This window comes from Mucilaginibacter rubeus, from assembly GCF_003286415.2.
Taxonomy (GTDB): domain Bacteria; phylum Bacteroidota; class Bacteroidia; order Sphingobacteriales; family Sphingobacteriaceae; genus Mucilaginibacter; species Mucilaginibacter rubeus_A.
In genome coordinates, this window is the sequence record NZ_CP043450.1 from 3,989,038 (window position 1) to 4,008,204 (window position 19,167).

Sequence of the window (19,167 nt, forward strand, 5' to 3'; positions counted from 1 at the left end):
AGCTTTTTATAAAGCGGGTTACCCGTTAAGATAACCCGCTGTTAATTTAATATCCGGGATTTTGTTTAATAGCCGGATCGGTATTCACCTGTGATTGAGGAACCGGCATCAGCAGGTTGTGCTGATCGATAGTGATCAGGATATTATTATCCTTAAACCATTTGTTCATGACGGTAACAGCTGTACCGGTACGAAGCAGATCGAACCAGCGATGTCCCTCTCCTATCAGTTCCAACCTGCGCTCCAGTGCAATGGCATCGCGCAGATCGGCCTGGTTAGCCGCAGAGGTATTTGACAAACCGGCACGAGTGCGAATGATGTTCAGGTAAGTTGCCGCCTGGGCGGTGTTCCCTAACTCATTTTCTACTTCGGCCATCATCAGTACAACATCCGCGTAGCGCAAAACCACAAAATCGCTTGGCCCATCGGTGATGATCGTGGTTGGTGCGGTAAGCTTATTATCAAATGGGGCGCCGGTTGGGGCCAGGGTAACATACACGCCTTTCCGAAGATCGCCGGCAGCGTACAAATTATACAAACTTAATGTAGGCAGGTTATGACCTTTAGCACCGGTAACCGTGGCAGATGGGCTAAATTGCTGAAACATGATGCTTCCTTCCGAATTGCCATTTAGACCGGATGTGAATTGCACGGAGAAAATGATCTCTTTATTGTTTTCATTACTTACTGCAAACACATCCTGCGGACGGGTGAGCAATGCATGCTTACCCGAATTAACAACTGCCAGCAATTGCGTTTCGGCATTAGCATAATCCTTCAGTGTCAGGTAAACCTTACCCAGCAGGCTTTCTGCAGCGGTTTTAACCACCCTTCCAGGTTGCCCCGGCACCTCCGGCAGTAAAGGAATAGCGGCTGTTAAATCGGCCTTGATCTGATCATAAACTTTGGCTGCCGGCTGACGGCCTAAACCAAAGTACTGGTTAGGATCGGTAGTTTCGGTAGTTACTAAAGGCACATCGCCGTACAACCGCACAATATTAAAATAAAGCAATGCCCTGATGAATAACATTTCGCCTTTACGGGCCTGTTTCACTGCCGGATCGGTATAAGTGATCTTATCTATCCGGTTTAATACCACGTTAGCTTTTTGGATCCCCTGATATGCATCGCGCCAGGTGGTTTCTATAATATCGTTTGATGGTATCGTTGTAAACTGATCAAGCTGGCCGTAGTTACCACTATCATTAGATGGCACCTGGTCATAAGTATTATCGGAAGGGATCTCGGCAAATGCAGGTAGATACAATCCGTAAAGGCCGGTTGATTGCAAAGTTCCGTAAACGGCGGTTATATACTCTTCGGTTTCGGCCTGGTTGGTTATGAATTTGCCGAGGTCTTTAGAGGTAACAGGATTTTGATAAAGTTCTTTTTTACATGATGAAGCAGTTACCGACAGCACTGCTGCTATGATGATGTATTTAATTTTCATGTCTGTAACAATTAAAATGTAACATTAGCACCAAAAATGAATGACCTTGCAATAGGGTAGTTTGCATTCGACAAGCCATCCGTAAGCACATTGCCGCTGGTAGCATCAGGATTGTACCCCCTGAATTTTGTCCAGGTAAACAGGTTATTGGCCGAGCAGTATAAACGGATATGGCTGATCTTAACTTTTGAGGTTAAAGCCTCCGGCAGATTATAAGCCAGTTGCGCGTTTCTCAATCGCAGATAATCGCCTTTGTAGTAAAAAATGCTGGCGGCACGTGTAAGTCTTCTGGCCGATGATAAGTTACCAAGATTGGGCTGTGCGTAGGTTCCGTTTGGATTATCGACAGGGTGATACCTGTTTTCAAAATAATAAACGCTCGGCATAGAAAAGCCTTCGCCCGAATCATCAAGGGTGGCTAAACCGTTATCATATATTTTGCGGCCATAAACCCCGTTAAACGCAACATTAAGCTCAAAGCGTTTGTAAGCAATATTTGCTCCGAAGCCATAGGTAAATTTAGGGCTGTAGGTTCCGTAGGATACCTGGTCGCGGCTGTCAATTACGCCATCATGGTTGGTATCCGCTACTTTATAATCACCTGTTAATGTACCGGCCAAATGCGGCGTGTTGTTAATCTCATCCTGCGTTTTATAAATACCTATAACGTTGTAGCCATACATAGCCGCAACCGGGCCGCCTACTTTGGTGATAAAATTACTTGCCGGCCCTTGTATGATTTGGGTTTGTCCGGGAGCTAAGGCCAATACCTTGTTCACGTTGGTAGCCAGGTTGGCGTTAAAACCTATTTTGAAAGGCCCTGCGTTAAGGTTATTACCCGAAAGTTCAAACTCGAAACCATGGTTGGCCACCTTACCAATATTCTGAATAGAGTTGGTAAAACCCGATTGCTCAGGAATAGGCACATTCAGCAACAGGTTTTTGGTAGTGCTTTTATAATAATCGGCCACGAGATTGAACTTTTGGAAAAAAGCCAGGTCGATACCAATGTCGGTTGAGTTTTTAGTTTCCCAGGTAAGGTTGTTGTTAGCCGTAGTTGTAGCAGCAAAACCGGGGCTCAGCGTACTGCCGAAAACATAATTGTAGTTATATTCATTAACTCCGCCATTTGCAGATGCCGACCCGATAAGTGCTTTTGAACTGTATGATCCTATTTGGTTATTACCCGCCGATCCCCAGCTTGCACGGATTTTGGCGAAGGTGAGGACTTTATTTTCAGGAAAAAAAGGTTCCTTACTCAGGATATAACCTGCCGTTACCGATGGGAAGTTACCCCATTTATTGTTATCACCAAAGCGTGATGAGCCGTCCCTCCTGATGGTTGCGGATAACAAATACTTATCAGCATACGCGTATTGTAAACGGGCCAGGTATGAGATCTGGGTCCACTGGTAGCGTGATGACACTAAGCTGAATGCGCTGGCACCCGCAATATTAGTGATGTTATCATCGGGGATTCCGGAGCCGGTTACAGCAGTGTTTGCACCGTTTTCGGATTGGAAAGTATAACCCGCCAAAATATCAAAATCATGGTGACCAATGCTTTTAGAATAATCAACTGTATTTTCAGTAATGTAATTATAGATATGCCCGTTAGTTTCAATAGCCGAAGCCGGTTGCGGTGCTGCTGCGCGGTATCCGCCTACATCTGATGGCCTGTAATAATCATAAAAATTGCTCCTGATATCCGTACCCAGTACTGTTTTAAATTTAAGCCCGGCTAACGGTTCAAAAACCAGGTAAGTGTTTCCAAACAGGCGGGTATCGTTCAGGTTATTTTTAATCTTGGTGGCCAATGCAACTGGATTTTCGCCCAATGCGCCATCTTCAGGTGTATTACCTTTTATCTGCTGGCTTATGGCAACAGAACCATCAGCATTATAAGCAGGGAAAAAAGGATAACTAATGGTAACATCACTCACTACGTCATTAGAGTTGTTAGCGTTATTATTAAAGTATTTTTCCTTGTTAAACGATGGGTTAACCGAAACGCCGTACGTAAACATTTTGGAGATTTTGGATTCAACCTTGATGGTACCGCTGTATCGCTCCAAGCCGTTATTAATCACAATACCATCCTGCTTAAAATAATTGGATGAGATATAATAATTGGTTTTGCCCGATGAACCGGAAACCGACAAATTATAACTGCTCATTGGCGCCTTGCGAAATACTTCATTGAGCCAGTTGGTATTGGTAAGCCCTTGCTTACCGTCAAGATATGGTTGCAGGTAATTTAAGCGCAGCTCCCTTAACGATGCACCCTTTGCAACCCTTGTGGCGCGGTCATCATTGATGCTTCTGTTATTCGGATCTTTTGATACATATCCCCAGTCGCGGGCTTCTGTAAAATAGGTGGCCGCCTGGTAGGCATCAACGTATTTCATGTTATCATGCCTTTCCTGGAAACCTGAATATATATCCAGCGAAACCTTCACCTTATCGCCGCTGCCCTTTTTTGTAGTGAGGAGGATAACGCCGTTCGCGGCCCTTGAGCCATAAATTGCTGCAGAAGCCGGATCTTTCAATATATCCAGTGTTTCTATATCCTGCGGATTGATAGAGTTAAAGCTACTGCCTTCTGATAATGGAAACCCATCTACAACAATAAGTGGTGACCGACCTGCTGTTAAAGTACCAATACCCCTGATCACGATCTGCGGATCGGTTCCGGGTTGCGCCGAAGCATCATTGATCACTACGCCGGCCGCTTTACCGGCAAGTTGCTGTGCAAAGCTGGCGCCCGAGTACCTGTTTAACTCGGCTCCTTTTACCGTGGTTATCGCGTCGGTAATTTTTTCACGCGATTGCTTGCCGTAGCCAATAACAACTACCTGGTTTAATTGACTAACATCGTCATCAAGCGTGATAGCCAGCACTGTACGGCCATTAACAGGTATTTCCTGTTTTTTATAGCCCACGGAAGTAATTTGTAATACAGCTTGTTCTTCAACTACAATTTTAAAGTAGCCATTTCCATCAGTAACTGCCGATGATTTGCCATCTTTAACCGTTATAGTAACGCCGGGCAAGGCAGCACCTTTGCCGTCTTTCACCGTACCGGTTACGGTTATCGGTTTAAGGCTTTGGACTGCCGCTGCATTTGTAGCGTTAATAACAATAATATTATCGACTATTTTATAGGTTACCGGCTGGTTCTTCAAAACCATATCAAGCACATCGGTTACCGGAACATTTTTTACATCGATACTGACTTTGTTGAGGCTACTGAGTAGCTCAAGCTTGTAAAAGAAATTGTAATTGGTTTGTTTTTCAATGTTTTTAAAAACGCTCTCCAGGCTAACCTGCTTTTGAGAGAGGCTGATATTTTGACTATAGCCGGCAGCGCTGATCTGCAAACAGGCGGCAAGCATTAACAGGGTAATCAGTTTCATGCGAATGAGCATTGATTGTATCCGGGACATCCCCGAATTGTACTTTACAGGTGTTGCACCTGCGGGCATTGTTTGTACCGGCTGATAATGCACAGACCGGCGGCAAAGCGTATAAAATTGCATACCTTTGTAATGGTTAGGGTTACTTGTTGATTTAGTTGGCAAATTATTTGAATAAGTCCGCCCCAATCGTTGCCGGATTGTGCTCGAACACGTTCCGGCTTTTTTATGGGCAAATTTTAAAAGCGCCGGCCTTGCCGGGACATTTTTATGTTTGGTATATTCCTATTTAACTATAATCTTTCCCCCTTCAATTATAAAATGCATTCCACTTAGTTCCAGCACTTTCAACACCTTTGAGGCATTAACATTCCTGGAAATTTTACCATAATAATGTCCCGGCTGTACTTGTCCTTCGTACCTGACCTCCACATCATACCAGCGCGAAATCTGGTTCATGATAGTTTGAATATCAGCCTTATTAAACTGAAAAAAACCGTTTTTCCAGGCAACCACTTCGTCCATATCGATGTCATTGCTTACGGTCAGTTTATTTTCGGTGCTGAGCTGTGATTGTTGCCCGGGTTTAAGTAACACCATGTTATCTCCGTTGGTTACTTTCACACTTCCTTCAAGCAACGTAGTTTTCACAGTACCTTCATCCTGGTAGGCGTTGATATCAAAATGGGTACCCAACACAGTTACCTTTTGGTTTCCGCTGCTGACGATAAATGGTTTACTCTTGTTTTTGGCTACTTCAAAATAAACCTCCCCGCTAATCTCTACCTGCCTGTCATTACCGGTAAACGCTGTGGGGAAACGGATTGATGACGCCGTATTAAGCCATACCCTGGTGCCATCGGGCAATACTACCTGGTACTGACCACCTTTAGGGGTACTAACTGTATTGTATAAAGTAGCTGCAGCCTGACCGGCCGCCAGATCATCTGTACCGGGACGATACTCAACCCGCCCTTCTTCTTTTTTGTTGATAGCGGTTATACCCTGATGGGCCAATAATCCTTTGTTACCACCTGTTAAACTTAGTTTTGAACCATTGGCCAGCGTGAGCACCGCCTTGTTGCTGCCCGGCAGGAAATCGTTCTTAACGACGTTATTATTTACCAGATTTTGTTTTGGAGACTGCCGATAGAAATAAAAACCAACAGAAAGGCATAATAAAATACTTGCTGCCGCGGCGAAGGTTGGCCAGTATCTTTTTTTCCTGGTTATGGATGGAATATCTTCGCTGCCCGCAGATGAAGTTTCAAATGCAAGAGCATCCTTACTCATGGCTTCGGCCAGGTGTTCGTCGAGTTTTCCTTCATTAAGCAAATGCGCAAATACTTCTAATTCGTCATCGCTTATCTGCTTTTCGAGATACCTTTTTACCAGTTGCCTGTAGTACGCTTCTTCCATTTAATCGTGGCTTTTAATACCAAGACTTTAAAAGGCTAAAACAGGGTAGCAGAAAAATGATTTTTTTTGAAAAATTTAATGTTTGAAAACAACGGCAAGCAAAATGCTGAGAGAAATACCGAGCTCTGTTTCAACTTTTGAACTTAAAACCTTCATGGTAAGCACCATGTGATTTTTAATTGCATTACGGGAAATGCCTAATTCTTTGGCAGCCTGATCATAAGTTTTCCCTTGCTCCCGGCAAAGTGCAAAAATCTCCCTCGAACGCTGCGGCAAGGCGGCGAGTACATTTTCTATAAATAACAGGTACTCTTTGGTAAGACGCTCCTCTTCTACCGTATTACGGTATTCGGTAATAGTTGCCGAAATCTGACTGATAGCACTTTCTGTGCGGAAGGCGGTTTTTAAATTATCCAGAGCCTGGTTTCGCGCCACAGTAAACAGGTAAGCTTTAAACGATTGTACATTTTTGAGCTGCTCGCGCTTATTCCATATTTTGATAAAAACGTCATGAGTTGCATCCTCGCTTAAAACCGCGCTATGCAGATATTTTTGCATAAACCTGTTTATCTGCACGGCATAACGGCCATACAATTCATTATAAGCAGCCTCATCTCCGCAGGCAAGTAATTGCTGCAATTCAAAGTCGGATAATGATTGTACTGGCTGCATTTGGAAAACTACTTATATGCTTCAGCAAAGTAAGCTTTGTATTATTACTTTATTGTTAAGCAATTTACAATAACCAATACAATTGCAATAGTTCATTGCCAGAAATGATAAACGTCCCGCTATGATCTTCAAAACTAATCTGATCAGATATATAACTAATTTTAAACCTTTGATAAATTGATTTGAAAATTCCAGTTGCTATTTTAGCCGGGGTAGTTAACAACAAACAACACCACTATGAACTTCCGCGAAATTGTATTTACTATAAAAGGGATACCTGAAGAGTCATTTTTGAAGTTAGAAGACATCGTAAAGCAAGTTGCATTACCTAAAGGTCATCTGCTATTTAAAGCAAATAAGATCAACAACCGTATTTATTTTATTGCAAAAGGCATTTCAAGGGCTTTTATTGAGGGTGATCAAAACGAAGTAACCTTTGCTTTTTTTGACGAAGGAAAAATCCTCCTGTCTATTCAAAGTTATGTGATGGCTATTGCAGGTTACGAAAGCATCGAATTATTGGAAGATTGCGAGTTGTTCCAGCTCCATAAAAACGACCTGGAAGCGCTATACAGTACAGATATCCACCTGGCCAATTGGGGACGAAAGCTTGCAGATATCTCGTTTGTGGAAACTGAAAAACAAATGATCTCAAGGCAATTTAAAAGCACGCTTGACCGGTACGAGGAATTTACAAAATCACATCCGGATATTTTGCAGCGTGTGAAGCTCAAACATATTGCATCATACCTTGGCATGACCCAGGTTTCCCTGAGCCGTATCAGGGCAAAGGATAAGAGACGTTTAAAACAAGCTCAACTAAAAAGTGCAGGATCAGGCAAATGCCTTTAACCCTATTACAGACGCGATAAGTGTAGTGATGAAAAACATCCGGATAAACGACAAAGGCTCACTAAAGAAGAAAGCACCAACAATAACGGTTCCGGCGGCACCTATCCCAGTCCACACAGCGTAAGCAGTTCCCAGCGGAATGGTTTGCGTGGCTTTATTTATCAGCACAAAACTGAAAATAATGCAAATAACAAAACCTAATGTCCACTTCAGGTTGGAGAAGTTATCGGATAATTTCAAACAGGTGGTAAATCCAATTTCTAAGAGGCCGGCAAAAATTAAACAGATCCAGTTCATGATATTTTTTCGGCAAAACTAACCGGTAATATCACGCAAAAATTTATCCGATGTTAAATTCTGAAAGGTATATATAACACGAAAAACCGCTAAAAAAACAAGTTGAATTCTGCTTTAATTGGATATTGCCAATGCTGCGTCTTTGCGTTTTTTGGCGCGAAGCATAATGGTGATCATGCAATTGGCTACTAAGGAGATAAAAAAAACAAGTCCGATAAGCCAGGAATTCCCCAGCTTGCTGAACAAAAACACGCTACCTATAGAAAGCAAACTCATTACCGAAAGACATAATGTTGCCTGAACATGGTTAAACCCGAGTCGTAATATACGGTGATGGATATGATTCCGATCGGCATCAAACGGCGATTTCCCTTTAGATAACCGGATGGTAAAAACACGCAGTGTATCAAAAACAGGGCCTGCTAATATTGCTACTGTAAGCGCAGGACTATAGAACATCAGATCGGGTGCCCCTCCGCCACTCATGCTGAGCGCGATAAACTTCAATGCCATAACAGACGATACCAATCCAATCAACAAGGCTCCGGTATCGCCCATAAAAATCCTTGCCGGCAATAAGTTAAAACGAAGAAAACCCAGGATTGCGCCGGCCATAGCCAAACCTATAGCTGCAAGCTCATACTGTCTGATGTAAAAAAACAGAAAAGCGAAAGTACAGTTCACAATGATTCCGGTTGAAGCAGCCAGTCCGTTAATTCCATCAATCAGATTAAAGGAATTGACAATGAGCATAATCAGCAAAACAGACATTAAAACACTTGGCAAATAAGGTAAACTGTATATACCAAAAATGCCATACATACTGGAGATACGGATATCAGCCGGAACAACAAGGATCAGCGCCACAATTGCCTGTATGACAAATTTTGTACTTGAATTTACGCCAGACAAGTCGTCCTTGAGCCCCATAGCAAACAAAATAATACATGCAGTGAGCATGTAGCTTACCGGCAGCGACTTATCAAGTATGCCGAATAAAAGGGCTGTTATGTTGAAACTTACAAAGATAGCCACACCTCCTAAACGGGGTATCCCATGGTCATGCTCCTTTCTAAAATGGCCAATATCATCATACAAATGCCGGGCACGCGCCACATGCAAAATTGAAGGAATACATAACCACGTAATTGTGGCCGAAACCAGAAAAATGAGGGTATAAAATACTAAATGTTGAGATCGTAAAATTTCAAGCATAGTTTGTAAAAATCAGGGTGACAAGTCAATTTTAACCAGATACATACAACTACTATTTCCCTCACACAATCATTATCTCTTTATCTTGGTAAAACCGCTTAAGTGAAACGTCTGCACAAACCTTACCACGATTTTATAAACATAGGTTTAGGCATATTCAAAGCAATATCGGCTCTTTTTTAATCTATCGCATTTTTCATAAAATCCCGAATGGGCACATAATCCTCAGATAAAGGAATTATTTCCACACCCATGCTACTCCAGCTCCTGAAAACATCGCCCCTAATTTCCATTTTATTTACGGGGCACACGATGTATGTAGCGTACAACGGGGTAAACAGGGAACGTTGACTAATGCCTACTTCTAATATATTTTCCAATATTTAAAATACTGATATTCTGCTGTGAATTAAATATTGAAAAGCCCGCAAATATTTAGTCAAAGAGGAAACTAAACAAATTCTTGTAAGGCTATTAGAGGTTTCATTAGTGTTGAAAGAAATTGGCATATTAGATAATCTGGTCTGCTTATTGTTTATTTCGCCGCCGCGTGATGAAAACTTTGACGATTTGACAATTAAGAGCCTGTGTATTGGTATACTTGCATTGCAGACAATTAACTGGTTGAGATTGCGAGAACCTATACGTGAACTGCCGATCATATCAATAATAATATATTATACAAACTATCTACTAACTTATACCCACAGATCACAAGCACATGAGCTCATACCAGGATTACGGTTATCCTAATGACGATCCCTGCCACGCTTTCAACTATCTTGAAAAGCCGTTAACCTCATTATTAAACCAAGATAAAAATACCACTATCCTTGACCTTGGCTGCGGCAATGGCTTTTTAGTAAACTACCTGCTCAAACACGGATTTAATGCTTACGGGACCGACGCATCTGAACAGGGTATTGAGATAGCAGACAAGATAAATCCGGGCAGGTTTTTCGTACAGGATCTTTCGGTTCCCGGCTTACCTAAACAACTCGAAGACATAAAATTCGACACCATCATATCAACAGAGGTAATTGAACATCTTTACGATCCTCATGCTTTCGTAGCGCTTTGCCGCGATATATTAACTCCAACTAAAGGCGAACTGATCATTTCAACCCCCTATCATGGCTATTTAAAAAACCTGTCCCTGAGCATTTTTAATAAATGGGACAACCACATCAGTCCACTATGGCAGGGCGGGCATATCAAATTCTGGTCGGTTAAAACACTTACTCAAATTTTAAATGAGCACGGTTTTGAAGTAACTGCATTCAGGGGATGTGGAAGGATACCTTATTTCTGGATGAGCATGATCATTAAGGCCAAACTAAAGTAACTATGCCTTAAGTTTTAAAAATTGATGCAACTTGCGTAGCGGTTTTAAAACAACTGTCAACACAGGTATTTTTATATGATTATGGCGCATAGCTTTCAAATCAAAATTCCAGGCTTTAATTCTGTTTTTAAGGCTGCTGTTGCTAACGCCGCCCGCAAGCATACTAACCAGTACCTTATTTAAAAAATAACCTTTAACATCGTGCTTATACATAAATCTAAGCATCAGTTCATAATCTGCCGCCGAACCAAATTCAAGGCTATAAAAACCGTATTTCCCAAACAATTCCCTCTTGCAGTAAAATGTGGGATGCGGGGGCATAAACCCCCAGTTGAAGGAATTTCTTACACACTGTTTTGATATCCACCTGCGGTTTATATTGCCCTGCGGACCTATAACATTTAGGTTTCCGTAAACAACATCTGCATTTTGCAGTTCAAATGAACGGACCACGGCAGCAAGTACATCACTGTCAGCCAGTGCGTCATCGGCATTAAGTGTACCAACAATATCGCCGGTTGCGCGCATGATACCCTTATTCATGGCATCATATATGCCTTTATCTGGTTCGGAGATAATAACACTTAAAAAATCGCGGTATTGATCGATAATCTGAAGAGAGCCGTCTGTCGAGCCGCCATCGATAATGATGTACTCAATATCGGGGTGGTTTTGGCTGATAACCGAGTCGATGCACCGGGCTAATGTGCCCCCGGCATTATAAACAACAGTGATTAATGAAACCTTCAAATTCTAAAAATTGGAAAAACACACATCGGTAACACACAAAATGTGTATTTTTGAAATATTACACAATAATAAAAATATTCAGCATAGATACCGCCTATATGCGTAGATCGATATATATTTATTCCTGCTCTTTGATCTTATTTGTTCTAACCTCATGTGCCGGAAAACAATACCAGGTACTTTTTGAGCAAAAAACGCCAGTTACTGATACAGCATCGTCTAAAAGTACAGGGGACCTCAGCAGTTATCGTATCAAGTCGCAGGATATTCTTCAGATCCGGAACCTGCAAAACATCAAATACGTTGTTGACGAATCGCCTTCAGGCAATTCACAAACCAATGGTAGCGGAGGCGCCGGCGCCGGCCAAACTTACCAGGTTGAAGAAGATGGTACCGTAGCGTTACCTGTTATCGGCCATGTTGCCGTTACAGGGCTAACCCGCAGCCAGGCCGCCAAACTTATTGAGGATCTTTATCGTAAAAAGCTCCTGAAAGACCCCATTATTGAGTTAAAAATTACAAATCTGAAAGTGACGCTATTAGGTGAATTCAAAGGACAAGGGAATTTCCCATTGCTCAAAGACAGGACCACGCTTGTTGAGATGATTGGCGAGGCGGGTGGACTATCTGACAGGGCTAATGAAACTAACATCAAAATTATCCGCGGCGATCAATTAAATCCGCAGGTAACTTATATTAACCTGCGAGACATTCAATCGATCAATGATCCCCGGGCTATTTTGCAAAATGGGGATATTATTTATGCGTCTCAAAACAAACGGGCTATTCGTAGTGACAAACTGCAAAATCTATCAACGCTAACGCAACCGATATTGCTTTTGCTTAACACCGCCCTGGTAATTTTATCGCTCTCACGCCGCTAATGGAAGAAACAGAAAAAGTACAGAGAAAGCTTCCTACGCAGGAGTTAGACTATTTTAAAATAGCGAAAATATTGCTGAGCCGATGGTATTGGATTGCGGCTTCAGTCGGCGTTGCCCTAATTATATCTTACTCCTACCTTTGGTATACGCCTAAAACGTTTGCCACATCAGGTACTTTACGGGTTGAAGAAAAAAAATCGGAAGTATCTGATCTGATAACTGTAATGGCTGTACCCGACCGCGGGCCGTCAAAAATTCAAAGTATAATATCTGTATTACAAAGCCGGAGCGTGATGCTGAGCGCCATCAAAGATATTGACTATAGGGTGAGCTTTTTCATCTCGGGCCGGGTACGCACAAGCGAAACATATCCTTCCAAGCCGTTGAACATTCAGTTCATTAAATTTGACAGCCTGAATTTCTTCCATGATCTGATCACCTACAAACCCATCGACAAACATAAATTTTCGTTAAGCTATAAGGCCGGAGAAAAAGAGATCGCCAATAATTACGCATACAATAGCCCTGTAACCATAGGTAATACCAGTTTCAATATTAAATCTCCGGGCGAGATGGGGAATAATACCATCCTCCTGTTTAAGTTTAATATCCCGGAAGACTATATCGGCCGTGTTCAGAGTGGTTTCAGGGCTGGTGAAACAGGTAGAAATACCAATATCATTTCCTTACAGGAAACAGACTCAAATCCTGTTTTCGCTGCTGATATTCTTAACAATATCATGAAGGAGTATGTCATTTTTGACAGGAATCAGAAAGCGCAATCTGCCTCTCAGATGATAGACTTTATTGATACACAACTATCTTTCCTGCTAAACGAGGTAAAAGGCTCAGAAAGCTCTATAGAAAAATACAAAAACAAAACTAAAATACTCGATGTAAGTACAACGTCAACCTCTGCTGGTGCGAAAGCTGCCGAAATCGAGACCAACCGTTCGTTATTAAAAATCCAGATCATCGCGTTAGATCAATTAAAAGATCAGATCACGAATAACAAAGAAAACGTTACCCTGAATTTCAGTACGGGCGGGGCTGCTTTCCCGGCAATAGAAGCCCTAATTGGTAAGCTGGACGCAATACTCGCTGAAAAGGCAACTGTGTTGAAGACGTTTACACCAAATTCTCAGCCGATCCTTGACATTAACCAGCAAATTCTGCAAACCAAGCTTAATCTGTTAAATAACATTAAAGGTATCCGTACCAATATTGAAAAAAACATTGCTTACTTAGATTCGCAGCTGGCACAAATCAACCAAACCATCCAGGCATTACCTGCTGCTCAACGAGATATGGTTAGCCTGCAACGTGATTTTGATATTAATGACAAGGTATATTCTTTTTTATCTGAAAAGAAACTGGAAGCCCAGATCAGCCGTGCGGGAATTTTGCCTGGTGCTACAGTGATTGAAAATGCCCAGCCCAATTTTAGCCCGGTTTCACCTAATGAGCACGATATACACCGCACCGCAATCATTTTTGGCTTGGCGATAGGTCTCGGTCTTATTGTCCTGATCCGGATTCTTAATCCTTATATTTATGATAAGGAAACTATCGAAAGCCTTACCTCCATCCCTATTCTCGGTATTATCAGAAAATATCCGGACATTGTAGATGAAAACAGCCGCGAAATTCTGGCGCTGAGTAAACCCCGCTCCATATTTGCCGAATCCGTGCGCTCGGTACGAACCAATTTAAGTTTTCTGGCCTCAGAAAAAGCAAGCAAAATCATCTGCGTTACTTCAGAAGTTGCCGGCGAAGGCAAGTCATTTGTGGCTGTAAATTTGTCAAGTACACTTTCACTTATCGATAAAAAAGTAGTTCTTGTGGGTGCGGACTTAAGACGTTCAAGACTCCACAAAACCTTCCATTTATCAAACGATATTGGCTTAAGTAATTACCTTGCCCACCAAAATAATATCGACGATATTATTGTTCATTCGGAACAGGCAAATTTTGATATCATTGTTTCAGGCCCTGTTCCTCCCAATCCTTCCGAGTTGTTGCACAGCGAACGAATGAAAGCCTTGATTAACGAGTTAAAACAAAGGTATGACGTGATCATGATTGATACGGCGCCAATAGGCCTTGTGTCTGATGCCGTCCCTTTGATTAGGTTAAGTGACATCAACATTTTTGTGATCCGCTCAGGCAGATCCAAATTTTATGCAGCCACCATTCCGCAACGTTTAGCAAATGAATACCACCTTGACAACACGGTTATTGTGCTCAACGCTTTTGAAGAAGACCTGCTTCATGCCCGTTATTATACAACCAAATTTACAGGTGAAAACGCGGGTTCAAGGTACTATTACTATTCAACCTACGACGGCTATGAAGGATCCGGATACTATCTGGATGATAAAAAAACTAAATGGTGGGATGTGAGACGATGGTTCAAATAAATTTGCTGAATAATGATGGATTTGAAAGCAGATGGAACAAATAAAAGATGGTATCCTGTTTACACGCACCCACGCGCCGAAAAAAAAGCATGCGAGGCCCTTGCGGGTAAAAAGATCGAGGTATACCTGCCCTTACACCGGCAGTTGAAACAGTGGAGCGACCGAAAGAAATGGGTGGAAGAACCACTTATTAAATCATACCTGTTTGTTAACATTGCCCCACATGAACAAGGCGATGTGCTAATGACAAAAGGAATTTCCCGTTTCCTGTATTTCAGCGGCAAACCCGCGACGATGCCTACCAGTCAGATAACCGAATTAAAGTTATTAATGGCGGGCCCATATGAATTGGAAGTAACTGAAGATAATTTACAGCCCGGCGAAAAAATCAAGGTGAAAGCAGGTGCACTAAAAGGAATGACAGGAGAAATTATATCGCACAAATCGCAAAAACAGTTTATCCTGCGGTTAGAAAGCATAGGACAGTCTATCATTGTTCATACCCTGGCTTCCTACATTCAACGCATTTAATCTTAAGGAATTATTTTTAACTAAAAATCCGGTTATTTTTGTTACCGGGGATCAACCATACGCATTACATTCATTGATGCGCAAACAAATGACTATTAATAAGTTACAATAAAACATTGTGACTTACGCGGCGAAGCCATGTACAAACAGCAAACAAAATGTGCCGGATAGCGGGTATAATTAATAACATGGTACAGCCCGAGGTTCTACTTGAAAAGGTAAAAGTCATGTGCCGTACACTTGAGCATGGAGGACCGGACGACGAGGGGGTACATTATGACCAGAACGGTCACCTGGTATTCGGGCACCGCAGGCTCTCGATCATCGATCTGAGCAGTGGCGGCCATCAGCCAATGGCGGATACGCATGGCAGGGCCTTAATAACGTTCAACGGCGAGATCTATAATTACCTGGAGTTGCGAGGTGAGCTCACCGGACTTGGCATCACATTTAACTCGGCTACAGATACCGAAGTGATATTGCAGGCTTACTTGCAATGGGGCGTCAAAGCTTTCGGGAAATTCAGGGGAATGTTCGCGTTTGCGCTGTTTGATACCGCCCGACGGCTTACTTATGTTGTACGCGACACCGCCGGTATTAAACCGGTTTACTATACCGCGCAGGACAACGGCCTAAGCTTCGCCTCAGAAATCAGTGCATTTACCGCAGCCGGTATCGCCACTCAGCAAGACCCAAACTGGCCCATCAGGTTTTTAGCCTTCGGTCATATCCCTGAACCTTATACCACACTGCAGCAGATATACAGCTTACCCAAAGGACATTATTTGTGCTGGGATCATTCTCTTTGCACCTACAAAATTTGTCCATATCAGCAACAGGAAAATAAGACCAGGATAAACGATATCAACGAGGCGCAGGAGATTATTAAGCAGGCTTTGACAAAAGCTGTAAAACGGCAAATGATTGCAGATGCGCCGCTGGGAGTTTTTTTAAGCGGAGGCATCGACTCAAGCCTACTGACATTGCTGGCCGACCAAGAAAAAGGACGGCAACTGAAAACCATATCCATTTTTTTTGACGAAAAACAGTACGACGAACAGGCTTATCAAAAGGTTATCTTAAACACAACCACGGGAGAGAATTTTTCGCACCTGGTTAAGCAAGATGATTTTGAAAACCACTTCGGGCATATCATGGAAGCTATGGATATGCCAACCACAGATGGTATTAATAGCTGGTTTATTAGCAAATACGCTCATGACAACGGTTTAAAGGCCGTATTATCAGGTATTGGAGCAGATGAGTATTTTGGAGGTTATCCGTCTTTTAACCGCATCAGATACCTGGCTTATTTGCGCAATATTCCGCCATTTCTATTCTCTTCTGTACATGGGCTGTTACCCGATGCCTATAAAAAACTTACTTTCCTGGTTGATCAAAGTCCGACTGCCGACTACCTTTTACTTCGTGGCTTGTTCTCCCCCGGCGATATCAGCAGGATACTTGATACTGATACTACGCAAGTTAGAGCTGTACTTTTTGACAGCAATAAGGGGTCAGAGTCAAGCCGGTACAGCCCTGAACAGGCTTCATGGTTTGAAACAAATCTTTACATGCAAAATCAACTGCTTCGGGATACCGATGTAATGAGCATGAGCCATGGCCTGGAGGTAAGGGTACCATTTTTGGATGAAGATTTTACTGCTGCTGCGCAAAGCATCGCATCCGATATTCGCTTTAATCGTCAGCAACCCAAAAAGCTGCTTATTGATAGCTTCGACATATTACCTGCTTCGGTTTGGAACCGGCCCAAGATGGGTTTTTCATTCCCGCTACAAATATGGATGCGCGAGAACACGCGTATTAACAACCCCGAACACTATAAGGGGAAGTTAGCGCGATACAATATTCAGAAATTTAAAAACGGCCAGATCCACTGGTCAAAAGCCTTTGCACTTTACCAGATACAACCCCATGTCTAAAAAAGTGATCCTTTTCACCCTGCAAACCTTCAGTACCACCGGCGGTATCCAGAAAATGACCCGCACGCTTGGTTACTCCTTACACAAACTTGCCCTGAGCAATAAATGGAATTTTGAACTCTGGTCGGCCTATGATAAACAGGAAGACCTGATGGAGCAATATCTTCCGCAAAGCAATTTCAAGGGTTTTGGTACAAATCGTATTAATTTTGTTTTAAAAGCGATAAGCCGATATGTAAAACCTGATATCATCATACTTAGCCACATCAACCTCTCCATTATAGGCTTGTTGATTAAATGGGCCCGCCCCAACTGCAAAGTATGGTTGATTGCACATGGCATAGAAGTATGGCGCAAACTTTCACCCGTAAAAAAACACCTGCTAAGTAAATGCGACAAGGTAATTTGCGTAAGCAATTTTACCATGCATCAAATGATGGAAAGACACAAGGTAAAACGGGATGTTTGCAGTGTGCTCAACAATGCGGTTGATCCTTTTATGAAACAGCCGCCTCTTAGTGATAAGCCGCTGTATCTGGAGTCTCGTTATCAACTGAATAACAGCTCGCCCATTATATTTACGCTTACACGCCTGGCATCTACAGAAAAATATAAAGGATACGAGCTTGTTATACAAGCCATAAGCAACTTAAAGCATCAATTCCCGAATATAAGATATGTGCTTTCGGGAAAGTATGACGAACAGGAACAGTTAAGGATCAATGAACTGATCGCGAGGCTGGGGGTAACAGACCAGGTAATACTCACTGGCTTTATTGAGGAAAATGAACTGGCCGATCATTTCTTAATGGCCGATCTTTTTGTACTACCCAGCAGAAAAGAAGGCTTCGGCATAGTTTTCATAGAAGCCATGGCCTGCGGTTTACCTGTTATTTGCGGCAATGCCGATGGCAGCCTCGATGCAATCAGGAATGGCGAGCTGGGTAGCGCTATCAGCGTTGACGATCCGGACGAACTGGTCAGATGCATAAAAAAACACTTAGAAAATCCCTTAACGATAGCTAAAAGAAAAGAATTGCAGGAACAGTGCCTCATGCATTTCAATGAACTCGATTACAGGCTAAAAATAAAAACGCTGCTGAACGAATGAGTAAATTAACAGATGAAAAATGGGATATTGAATTAAGCCCACAAAGCAGTCCCTTTGATTTGAAGCTAAACGATATGTGGCACTACCGGGACTTGTTGGTTTTACTGGTGAGAAGAGACTTTGTTTCCTTTTACAAACAAACCATCCTCGGCCCTTTGTGGTTTTTTGTTCAGCCGCTGTTCACCACAATTATTTACACCTTTGTATTTGGGAGCCTTGCTGATATCTCTGCAGACAACCTACCCAAGCCTTTGTTTTACCTTGCCGGCATTACAGCCTGGAATTATTTTGCCGATTGCCTTACCAAAACGTCGACTGTTTTTACAGTTAATGCGGGGCTTTTTGGAAAGGTTTACTTTCCAAGGCTGATTGTTCCGTTAAGTATTGTGGTATCTAACCTGCTTCGGTTTGGCGTGCAAATGATTCTGTTCCTTTTAATCATGTTCATTTATGTTTTTAAAGGCTCAAACATCCATCCTAATGCTTTCCTGCTGATATTCCCGTTGCTTCTGATACTTATGGCCATGCTTGGTTTAGGGCTCGGCATGATCATATCTGCCATGACTACAAAATATCGCGACCTGAGTTTCCTGGTCGCCTTCGGGATCCAACTCATGATGTACCTCACAACAGTAATTTACCCCCTTTCGGCGGTGAAGCAAAAATTCCCGCATTATGCGTGGATTGTCGAGTACAACCCCATGACCTCCATTATTGAGGCTTTTAGATATGGCTTTCTTGGCCAGGGAACGTTTACCATGCTGTCATTGGGTATTACTACATTGGTAACCTTCATTATACTTCTGGTTGGCATCTTAATATTTAATCGCGTGGAGCGCACATTCATTGATACTGTCTGATA

The 19,167-nt window shown here is 42.4% G+C and carries 15 protein-coding genes; 8 read left to right on the forward strand and 7 right to left on the reverse strand.

The annotated features are described in order from the left end of the window. Positions 1-46: 46 nt before the first annotated feature. From DEO27_RS15620 to DEO27_RS15635, 4 genes are all read right to left on the reverse strand, one after another. Positions 47-1,450 carry a RagB/SusD family nutrient uptake outer membrane protein gene (locus tag DEO27_RS15620; protein ID WP_112573931.1) on the reverse strand — a complete coding sequence of 468 codons (1,404 nt, stop codon included), beginning with the start codon at positions 1,448-1,450 and terminating at the stop codon, positions 47-49. Positions 1,451-1,461: 11 nt separating this feature from the next. Continuing rightward, positions 1,462-5,031, reverse strand: a complete 3,570-nt coding sequence (locus tag DEO27_RS15625) for a TonB-dependent receptor (RefSeq protein WP_223817957.1) — start codon at positions 5,029-5,031, stop codon at positions 1,462-1,464. Between the two features lie 120 nt (positions 5,032-5,151). Further along, positions 5,152-6,285: a FecR family protein gene (locus DEO27_RS15630; protein WP_112573933.1), complete on the reverse strand. Its 1,134-nt coding sequence runs from the start codon at positions 6,283-6,285 to the stop codon at positions 5,152-5,154. A 75-nt stretch (positions 6,286-6,360) separates the two neighbouring features. Further along, positions 6,361-6,957, reverse strand: a complete 597-nt coding sequence (locus DEO27_RS15635) for an RNA polymerase sigma factor (RefSeq protein ID WP_112573934.1) — start codon at positions 6,955-6,957, stop codon at positions 6,361-6,363. A 237-nt stretch (positions 6,958-7,194) separates the two neighbouring features. On the opposite strand from DEO27_RS15635, the gene DEO27_RS15640 reads away from it, so the two are divergent. Beyond that, on the forward strand, positions 7,195-7,809 hold the full coding sequence (locus DEO27_RS15640) for a Crp/Fnr family transcriptional regulator (protein ID WP_112573935.1): 615 nt from the start codon (positions 7,195-7,197) through the stop codon (positions 7,807-7,809). Here the strand turns inward: DEO27_RS15640 and DEO27_RS15645 are convergent. Both DEO27_RS15645 and DEO27_RS15650 read right to left on the reverse strand, forming a co-directional pair. Further along, positions 7,792-8,106, reverse strand: coding sequence for a DMT family transporter (locus tag DEO27_RS15645; RefSeq protein WP_112573936.1), 315 nt, complete (start codon positions 8,104-8,106; stop codon positions 7,792-7,794). The two genes, DEO27_RS15640 and DEO27_RS15645, sit on opposite strands and share 18 nt — an antisense overlap. Before the next feature lie 114 nt (positions 8,107-8,220). Further along, on the reverse strand, positions 8,221-9,321 hold the full coding sequence (locus tag DEO27_RS15650; protein ID WP_112573937.1) for an MraY family glycosyltransferase: 1,101 nt from the start codon (positions 9,319-9,321) through the stop codon (positions 8,221-8,223). A gap of 721 nt (positions 9,322-10,042) precedes the next feature. Here DEO27_RS15650 and DEO27_RS15655 point away from each other — a divergent pair. After that, positions 10,043-10,666, forward strand: a complete 624-nt coding sequence (locus tag DEO27_RS15655; RefSeq protein WP_112573938.1) for a class I SAM-dependent methyltransferase — start codon at positions 10,043-10,045, stop codon at positions 10,664-10,666. Here the strand turns inward: DEO27_RS15655 and DEO27_RS15660 are convergent, their stop codons facing one another. Beyond that, a complete protein-coding gene (locus tag DEO27_RS15660; RefSeq protein ID WP_112573939.1) occupies positions 10,667-11,416 on the reverse strand; it encodes a glycosyltransferase family 2 protein in 750 nt (249 codons plus the stop codon). Positions 11,417-11,547: 131 nt separating this feature from the next. Between DEO27_RS15660 and DEO27_RS15665 the strand changes: the two genes are divergently transcribed. From DEO27_RS15665 to DEO27_RS15690, 6 genes are all read left to right on the forward strand, one after another. Then, a complete protein-coding gene (locus DEO27_RS15665; RefSeq protein WP_190295106.1) occupies positions 11,548-12,300 on the forward strand; it encodes a polysaccharide biosynthesis/export family protein in 753 nt (250 codons plus the stop codon). Next, positions 12,300-14,720 carry a GumC family protein gene (locus DEO27_RS15670; protein ID WP_112573941.1) on the forward strand — a complete coding sequence of 807 codons (2,421 nt, stop codon included), beginning with the start codon at positions 12,300-12,302 and terminating at the stop codon, positions 14,718-14,720. The genes DEO27_RS15665 and DEO27_RS15670 overlap by 1 nt, the downstream gene beginning before the upstream one ends. 12 nt (positions 14,721-14,732) lie before the next feature. Continuing rightward, the gene (locus DEO27_RS15675; RefSeq protein ID WP_112573942.1) at positions 14,733-15,251 is read left to right on the forward strand and encodes a UpxY family transcription antiterminator; all 519 of its coding nucleotides are present in this window, start codon (positions 14,733-14,735) and stop codon (positions 15,249-15,251) included. Between the two features lie 188 nt (positions 15,252-15,439). Further along, entirely contained in the window at positions 15,440-17,194 is a 1,755-nt protein-coding gene (gene asnB, locus DEO27_RS15680; RefSeq protein ID WP_262714182.1) for an asparagine synthase (glutamine-hydrolyzing), read from the forward strand. Next, positions 17,187-18,305, forward strand: a complete 1,119-nt coding sequence (locus DEO27_RS15685; protein WP_112573944.1) for a glycosyltransferase family 4 protein — start codon at positions 17,187-17,189, stop codon at positions 18,303-18,305. Before asnB ends, DEO27_RS15685 begins: the two co-directional genes overlap by 8 nt. After that, positions 18,302-19,165 (forward strand): ABC transporter permease, encoded by an 864-nt coding sequence (locus DEO27_RS15690; RefSeq protein WP_112573945.1) that lies wholly within the window; start codon positions 18,302-18,304, stop codon positions 19,163-19,165. Before DEO27_RS15685 ends, DEO27_RS15690 begins: the two co-directional genes overlap by 4 nt. The last annotated feature ends 2 nt before the right edge of the window (positions 19,166-19,167 follow it).